The following is a 7,587-nucleotide window of genomic DNA, read 5'->3' on the forward strand; positions in this document are numbered from 1 at the left end:
AGGGAAGAAACGATCAATGACCCGCGGTTGGGGAGACTCTACGCCATGGCCTATCGCCGCCTGCTTCTGCCGCTGACCGGCACCGCTTCGGGCGAGGCGGCGCTTGCCACCGCCTTGATCGCCGCGCGCGCCTGGGGCGCGCATGTCCATTGCCTGCATGTGCGCGTGGATGCGCGCGATGTGGCACCGCTCGCGGGCGAGGGCCTGTCGGGCGCCATGATCGAGGAGATGATGGCCGCCACCGAACGCGAGAGCGGCGAGCGCGCCGACCGCGTGAAGGCGCTGTTCGACCGCTTCACCGCCGGCCTGGGTGGCGTGACGCTGGCCGACAACCCGGACACCGCGCTCAAGACCGAGGGCCCGACCCTGTCCTTCGAATCCATCCCCGGGCGCGAGGAAGATGTCGTGGCGCAGCAGTCGCGCCTGTACGACATGGCGGTGGTGCCGCACCCCGAGGCCGGCGAGGACGTGTCGAGCAGCGACGCGCTGCACGCCATCCTGTTCGATTCCGGCCGGCCCGTGCTGATCGCCCCGCGCGTCGCGCCGGCCGATATCGGCACGCGGGTCTGTGTCGCGTGGAACGGCACCGCCGAGAGCGCCGCCGCGGTCGCCGCCGCCCTGCCCTGGCTGCACAAGGCATCCGCCGTGCGCATCCTGGCTTCCGACGAATACCAGCGGCGCGGACCCAAGGCCGAGGGCATCCAGGCCTATCTGCGCTGGCACGGCATCCAGGCCGAGATCGTGCCCTTCAAGCCGGTCACGCGTGAAGTGGGCGCGGGGCTGCTGGGGGCGACGCGCGACTTCGGCGCCGACCTGCTGACCATGGGCGCCTATTCGCATTCGCGCCTGCGCCAGCTGATCCTGGGCGGGGTGACGCGCCACGTGCTGGAGAATGCCGAGATCCCCGTGATGATGTGCCGCTGACCAGGGCATCATCATCGCCCTGAATGGGCGCGATCAGGGCCGGGGCGTGGCGCGGGGCGCCGCGGCCGCCTATCTCCCGCTGCGAACGGCAGGGACCCCGCCAGGGTCCCGCACAGCAGACGGAGCAGACCGATGATCGACGTGCGCCCCTTCGCGAGCCTCGGCAAGGCCAAGTTCGGCTGGCTCGATGCCAACCACCATTTTTCCTTCGGCCACTACCGCAACCCCGACCGCGACCAGTGGGGCCGGCTGCGCGTGTGGAACGACGACGAGATCGCGCCAGGCACCGGCTTCGACCCGCACCCGCATCGCGACATGGAGATCATCACCTATGTCCGCGAGGGGGCCATCACCCACAAGGACAACATGGGCAATGAAGGCCGCACCGAGGCCGGCGACGTCCAGGTGATGAGCGCGGGCACCGGCGTGGTGCATGCCGAATACAACCTCGAACCCGGCAAGACGACGCTGTTCCAGATCTGGATCGTGCCCGACACGCGCGGCGCCAAGCCGTCCTGGGGGGCGAAGCAGTTCCCCAAGGAAAAGCGTGAGGCCGGCTTCGACGTGCTGGCATCGGGCCGCCCGGCCGACGCGGGCAACGGCGCGCTGCCGATCAACGTGGACGGCGCGGTGCTGGCCACCACGCTGAAGAAGGGGCAGACGCTGGTGCAGCCGCTCGGCGAAGGCCGCGCCGCCTACCTGGTGCCGGCCAAGGGCGCGGTCACGGTGAACGGCGTCGCGGCGCAGGCGCGCGACGGCATCGCCATCCGCGACGAGCGCGACTTCACCATCACCGCGACCGAGGATGCGGAGCTGGTGATGGTGGAGGTCGCCGCTGATTGACGCGGCTGTCATCGAACTGTCGTTGATGAACCCATCCGGCGCGGCGTAACTGCCGCGCCGGCGGTCCCGCCGGTTCGCCGCCGGGGGACGCCCATGGAATATTCGCGCCGCTTCAAGTTCCTGCTGTGTGCCCCCGCCTTCGACGAGGCCGGCGACCTGGAAGGCGAACGCCTCCATCACATCATCCGCGAGATCGAGCAGGACGGCTACCAGGTGGTCCGCGCCCGGCGCGACGACGATGCGGAACTGGTGGTGCGCACCGACGCCGCGATCGGCTGCCTGATCGTGGACTGGGGCAAGAAGGGGCTGCAGGGCAAGGCGGCGCAGCTGATCTCATTGACCCGCAAGCGCGGCCTTGATGTGCCGGTCATCCTGCTGGTGCGCCGCCACCGGCTGGAGGACATCCCGGTCGAGGTGCTGGACGATGTCGATGGCTTCGTGTTCCTCGCCGAGGAAACGCCGGATTTCATCGCCAAGAACCTGGTCTCCAAGCTGCGGCAATATGCCGAGAGCCTGAAGACGCCCTTCTTCGGCGCGCTGGTGGATTATGCCGAGCAAGGCAACATGCTGTGGACCTGCCCGGGCCACAATGGCGGCGTGTTCTATCGGCGGTCGCCGATCGGGCGGATCTTCGTCGAGCACCTGGGCGAGGCGATCTTCCGCGACGACCTGGATAATTCCGTGCTGCAGCTGGGCGACCTGCTGACGCATGAGGGGCCCGCCGCGGCGGCCGAGCGCGCGGCCGCCGAGATCTTCGGCGCCGAGCGCACCTATTTCGTGCTGAACGGCACCTCCACGTCGAACAAGGTCGTGCTCTCGGCGCTGCTGGCCGAGGACGACCTGGTGCTGTTCGACCGCAACAACCACAAGGCGGCGCATCACGGCGCGCTGTTCCTCGGCCAGGCGATCCCGGTCTACCTGGAGACCGACCGCAACGCCTTCGGCCTGATCGGCCCGATCCGCCCCGACGCCTTCGACGAGGCGCGCATCCGGCAATCCATCCGCGACAATCCGCTGGTGGCGGACAAGTCGCGCGCCGATGCGCCGCGCCCCTTCCGGGCCGCGGTGGTCGAGCAATGCACCTATGACGGCACCATCCTGTCGGCCGAGCAGATCGTCAGCCGCATCGGGCACCTGTGCGACTACATCCTGTTCGACGAGGCCTGGGCCGGCTTCATGAAGTTCCACCCGCTGTTCCGCGGGCGCTTCGGGATGGGGTTGCAGGGCCTCGGGCCGGACAGCCCGGGCATCATCGTCACGCAATCCACGCACAAGCAGCTGGCGTCGTTCAGCCAGGCGTCGCAGATCCATGTGAAGGACAGCCACCTGGGCGACCAGCGCCGGCGCGTCGAACACCGCCGCTTCAACGAGTTCTTCCTGCTGCATGCATCGACCAGCCCGTTCTACCCGCTGTTCGCCTCGCTGGACGTCGGCGCGCAGATGATGAAGGGGAAGTCGGGCGAGGTGCTGTGGGACGACACCATCCGCCTGGGCATCGAGCTGCGGAAGAAGATGCGGATGACCGCGCGCGACTTCGCCGCGACCGAGCGCGACCCGGCGCGCCAGTGGTTCTTCGACCCCTTCGTGCCCGACACCGTCCGCATCGACGGCCGCGACACGCGCTGGGAGGACGCACCGACCGATGCGCTGGCGACCGACCCCGGCCTTTGGGAATTCCGCGCGGGCGAGAGCTGGCACGGCTTCCGCCACGTGGCGCCCGGCTGGGCGATCACCGATCCGAACAAGCTGACGGTGCTGACGCCGGGCTTCGACCGCGCCGCCGGGACCTATGCCGAGCACGGCATCCCCGCCCCGGTCGTGGCGGAATACCTGCGGCAGAACCGCATCGTGTGCGAGAAGAACGACCTCAATTCGCTGCTGTTCCTGCTGACGCCGGGTGTCGAGAGCAGCAAGGCCGGCACGCTGCTGTCGCACCTGGTGACTTTCAAGAAGCTGCATGACGAGAACGCGCCGCTCGATGAGGTGATCCCGGATTTCGTCGCGCGCCGCCCGGCGCGCTATGCGGGCATGCGGCTGCGCGACCTGTGTGCCGGGATGCATGCGCTGTATCGCGCGGCCGGCGTCTCCGCGATGCAGGGCGCGCAGTTCCGCGCCGAGCACCTGCCCGAGATCGCCCTGCCGCCGCACGAGGCGGTGCGCGCGCTGACGCGCAACAAGGTGGACTACCTGCCGCTGGACGCGGTCGAGGGCCGCATCGCGACCACGCTGTGGGTGGTCTATCCGCCCGGCATCGCGACCATCGTGCCCGGCGAACGCCTGACAGAACGCGCGCGCCCGATGGTGGACTATCTGCGCGCCTTCGAGGCCGCCGCCAACGCCTTCCCCGGCTTCGAGAGCGAGGTGCAGGGCCTGCACCGCGAAACCCAGCCGGACGGCACGGTGCGCTTCTATACCTACGTCATGCAGGAGTAGCCTCCCGGCAGACACCGGAGGACCCGCCCGTGCCCAGCCTGCCCGACGGCACCACCATCCCCGCCCTGGGCCAGGGCACCTGGCACATGGGCGAGGGCGCGCGGCCCCGAGCACAGGAGGCCGACGCGCTGCGCCTGGGCCTCGACCTCGGCATGACGCTGATCGACACCGCCGAGATGTATGCCGAGGGCGGCGCCGAGGAGGTGGTCGGCGAGGCCATTGCCGGGCGGCGCGAAGGCGTCTTCCTGGTATCGAAGGTCTATCCGCACAATGCCTCGCGCCGCGGCGCCGTCGCCGCCTGCGAGCGCAGCCTGAAGCGCATGCGCGTGGACACCATCGACCTGTATTTGCTGCATTGGCGCGGGTCGCACCCGCTGTCCGAGACCGTCGAGGCCTTCGAGGCGCTGAAGGCCGCCGGCAAGATCCGCCGCTGGGGCGTGTCGAATTGCGACGTGGACGACCTGGAGGAACTCGGGACCGCGCTGGCGGATTGCGCGACCAACCAGGTGCTCTACAGCCTGGAGCATCGCGGCATCGAATTCGACCTGCTGCCCTTCTGCGCGCGGCAGGGCGTGCCCGTCATGGCCTATTCCCCGGTCGGCCAGGGCGGCAAGCTGCTGCGCCACCGCGCCCTGCACGAGGTCGCCGCGCGCCACCGGATCACGCCCGCGCAGGTGGCCATCGCCTGGACACTGCGCGACCCGAACGTCGTCAGCATCCCCAAGGCGTCCGACCCCACCCATGTGCGCCAGAACGCGGCCACCCGCGACGTGCACCTGACGCCCGACGACCTCGCGACCCTCGATGCCGCCTTCGCGCCACCGGCACGCAAACGCGGGCTGGCGATGCTGTAGGGGGGCGCGCGCGGCGGGGAGGGCTTTGCCCTCCCCGGACCCCACCCACCAAGGGCTCAAGGCCCTTGGAACCCTCGACGTGATCGGGGGATTTGGGGAGGGGCGTCGTCGGTGCCGCCGACGCGCCGGTCACGCCATGCCCCTCCCCAAACTCTCCGAATAAAAATCCGCGGTCCAGGGGGCCGTAGCCCCATGGTGGGCGGTTGTCCGGAGGGGGGCAAAGCCCCTCTCCGGCAGCGCGCCGCCCCTACCGGAACACCGGCACCGCGTTGTCGTCCTGTGGCGGTGGTGGTGGCGCGTCGATGGTCACGCTCGCCGGGTCCACGCCGGTGCCGCGGTCGAGCCAGTAGGTCACGCTTTCGGGCCAGGCGATGACGATGGCGACCAGCAGCAGTTGCAGGAACAGCCAGGGCACCGCACCCCAGTAGATGTCGCGGGAGCGGACTTCCTTGGGCGCGATGCCGCGCAGGTAGAACAGCGCGAAGCCGAAGGGCGGGTGCATGAAGCTGGTCTGCATGTTGATGCACAGCAGGACGCCGAACCACACCAGGTCGATGTCGAGCTTGGCCGCGACGGGGGCCAGCAGCGGCACCACGATGAAGGCGATCTCGAAGAAGTCGAGGAAGAACGCCAGGAAGAAGATGAACACGTTGACGAAGACCAGGAAGCCGGTCTGCCCGCCGGGGAGCTGCGCCAGCAGGTGTTCGATCCAGTGCGAGCCTTCCACGCCCTGGAACACCAGCGAGAAGACGGTGGCGCCGATCAGGATGAAGATCACCATGGCGGTGATGCGCATGGTGTTGGACATGGCTTCGCGCAGCAGCTTCCAGGTGAAGCGGCGGTTGATCACCGCCAGCACCACCGCGCCGACCGCGCCCATGGCACCGGCTTCGGTGGGTGTGGCCAAGCCCATGAAGATCGTCCCCAGCACCAGGAAGATCAGCACGATCGAGGGCACCATGCCCTTGATGACGCGCCACCACAGGCCCCAGCCGCGCGGCACCAGGGCTTCGGGCGGCAGCGGCGGCACCTTGTGCGGCGCGAAGACCGACACCGCCGCGATGAAGCCCATGAACAGCAGGATCTGCAGCACCGACGGCCCGATCGCGCCGGCATACATGTCGCCGACCGACTTGCCGAGCTGATCGCCCAGCACGATCAGCACCAGCGAGGGCGGGATCACCTGCGTGATGGTGCCCGATGCCGCGATGACGCCGGTGGCGATGCGCATGTCGTAGCCGTAGCGCATCATGATGGGCAGCGAGATCATGCCCATGGCGATGACCGAAGCCGCCACGGTGCCGGTGATGGCGCCCAGGATCGCGCCCACGATGATGACCGCGTAGGCGAGCCCGCCCGGGACTTTCCCGAACAGCTGCCCGGTGCCTTCCAGCAGGTCCTCCGCCAGGCCGCAGCGTTCCAGGATGGCGCCCATCAGGGTGAAGAACGGGATCGCCAGCAGCAGGTCGTTGGACAGGATGCCGAACACCCGCAGCGGCAGGTTGCCCAGGTAGGCGGCGGTGAAGAAGCCGAGTTCGATCGAGATGAAGCCGAAGAACAACCCGACGGCGCACAGGCTGAAGGCGACCGGGAAGCCCAGCAGCAGGAACACCACCAGGCCCCCGAACATCAGCGCCGGCATGATTTCGAGCGAGGGGATCATTGTTCGGGCCGCTGGTAGTCATCCAGCCGCACCACGGCCGGGTCCATCCCGCGCAGCGCGGCGATGCGCTTCACCAGTTCCGACAGCCCCTGCAGGCTGACCAGCGCGAAGCCGATCGGCAGCAGGATCTTGACCGGCCAGCGCAACAGGCCGCCGGCGTTGGAGGATGTCTCGCCGCGCATCCAGGAATCGACGAACATCGGCCAGGTCATCCAGGCCAGCAGGATCATCGCCGGCAGCAGGAAGAAGATGATCCCGAACACGTCGATCCACAGCCTGGTGCGCGGCCCGACCCAGCCATAGACCAGGTCCACGCGCACATGCTCGTTGCGCTTGAGGGTATAGGCGGCGCCCAGCATGACGGTGCCGGCGAACAGGTACCACTGCACCTCGAGCCAGGCGTTCGATGACAGGGAGAAGCCATAGCGCATGGCGGCATTGCCCGCGCTGATGGCGCAGGCGGACAGCACGAGCCAGTCGGCGACGCGGCCGAACAGCGCGTTCATGGCATCGACGCCGCGGCTGAAGCCGAGCAGGGCGTTCATGGTGCGTGCTGGCGGCGCATGGCGCCGGCGTCTCCGTGCGTGATGGCCCCCTGGACGGAGCGCGTGGGCGTCCAGAGCATCATCCGTTCAACCGGGGCCGGCTGGCCGGAAAAAGATGCTCGCGAAAACAACAGGCTAGGGCATGTGACATCAGCCACCGCGACCCCGGCATGCTCTAGCGCGGTTCGCGGCCGGTCGGAAGGCCCGTGCTGGCCGGGGCGCCGGGCCTGGAGCCGGCACGACGGGCACGCCCCGCCGCCGGCGCCCGGACGCGCGCGCAGGCCCGGCCGCGGGGCGCAGGCGCGCCGACCCGCCGCTCCAGGGC

6 protein-coding genes are annotated in these 7,587 nt (G+C 69.2%); 4 read left to right on the plus strand and 2 right to left on the minus strand.

Annotated features, from left to right (window positions below):
* The first annotated feature begins 45 nt into the window (after positions 1-45).
* From LQ222_RS05510 to LQ222_RS05525, 4 genes are all read left to right on the plus strand, one after another.
* Positions 46-924 (plus strand): universal stress protein, encoded by an 879-nt coding sequence (locus LQ222_RS05510; RefSeq protein WP_230165016.1) that lies wholly within the window; start codon positions 46-48, stop codon positions 922-924.
* 132 nt (positions 925-1,056) lie between these two features.
* Positions 1,057-1,767: a pirin family protein gene (locus tag LQ222_RS05515; RefSeq protein ID WP_230165018.1), complete on the plus strand. Its 711-nt coding sequence runs from the start codon at positions 1,057-1,059 to the stop codon at positions 1,765-1,767.
* A gap of 93 nt (positions 1,768-1,860) precedes the next feature.
* On the plus strand, positions 1,861-4,200 hold the full coding sequence (locus LQ222_RS05520) for an Orn/Lys/Arg decarboxylase N-terminal domain-containing protein (RefSeq protein ID WP_230165019.1): 2,340 nt from the start codon (positions 1,861-1,863) through the stop codon (positions 4,198-4,200).
* 29 nt (positions 4,201-4,229) lie between these two features.
* On the plus strand, positions 4,230-5,054 hold the full coding sequence (locus LQ222_RS05525) for an aldo/keto reductase (protein ID WP_256444000.1): 825 nt from the start codon (positions 4,230-4,232) through the stop codon (positions 5,052-5,054).
* A 247-nt stretch (positions 5,055-5,301) separates the two neighbouring features.
* Here LQ222_RS05525 and LQ222_RS05530 read toward each other — a convergent pair whose 3' ends face one another.
* A complete protein-coding gene (locus LQ222_RS05530; RefSeq protein WP_230165021.1) occupies positions 5,302-6,717 on the minus strand; it encodes a TRAP transporter large permease subunit in 1,416 nt (471 codons plus the stop codon).
* A complete protein-coding gene (locus LQ222_RS05535; RefSeq protein WP_230165022.1) occupies positions 6,714-7,262 on the minus strand; it encodes a TRAP transporter small permease subunit in 549 nt (182 codons plus the stop codon). The genes LQ222_RS05530 and LQ222_RS05535 overlap by 4 nt, the downstream gene beginning before the upstream one ends.
* Positions 7,263-7,587: the final 325 nt, after the last annotated feature.

It is taken from the genome of Roseomonas sp. CECT 9278 (assembly GCF_918698155.1).
Classification (GTDB): Bacteria; Pseudomonadota; Alphaproteobacteria; order Acetobacterales; family Acetobacteraceae; genus Neoroseomonas.

Coding starts and splice junctions, on each gene's coding strand:
- LQ222_RS05510 (WP_230165016.1), top strand. CDS start 46: ATGGCCTATCGCCGCCTGCTTCTGCCGCTGACCGGCACCGCTTCGGGC.
- LQ222_RS05515 (WP_230165018.1), top strand. CDS start 1,057: ATGATCGACGTGCGCCCCTTCGCGAGCCTCGGCAAGGCCAAGTTCGGC.
- LQ222_RS05535 (WP_230165022.1), bottom strand. CDS start 7,262: ATGAACGCCCTGCTCGGCTTCAGCCGCGGCGTCGATGCCATGAACGCG.
- LQ222_RS05520 (WP_230165019.1), top strand. CDS start 1,861: ATGGAATATTCGCGCCGCTTCAAGTTCCTGCTGTGTGCCCCCGCCTTC.
- LQ222_RS05530 (WP_230165021.1), bottom strand. CDS start 6,717: ATGATCCCCTCGCTCGAAATCATGCCGGCGCTGATGTTCGGGGGCCTG.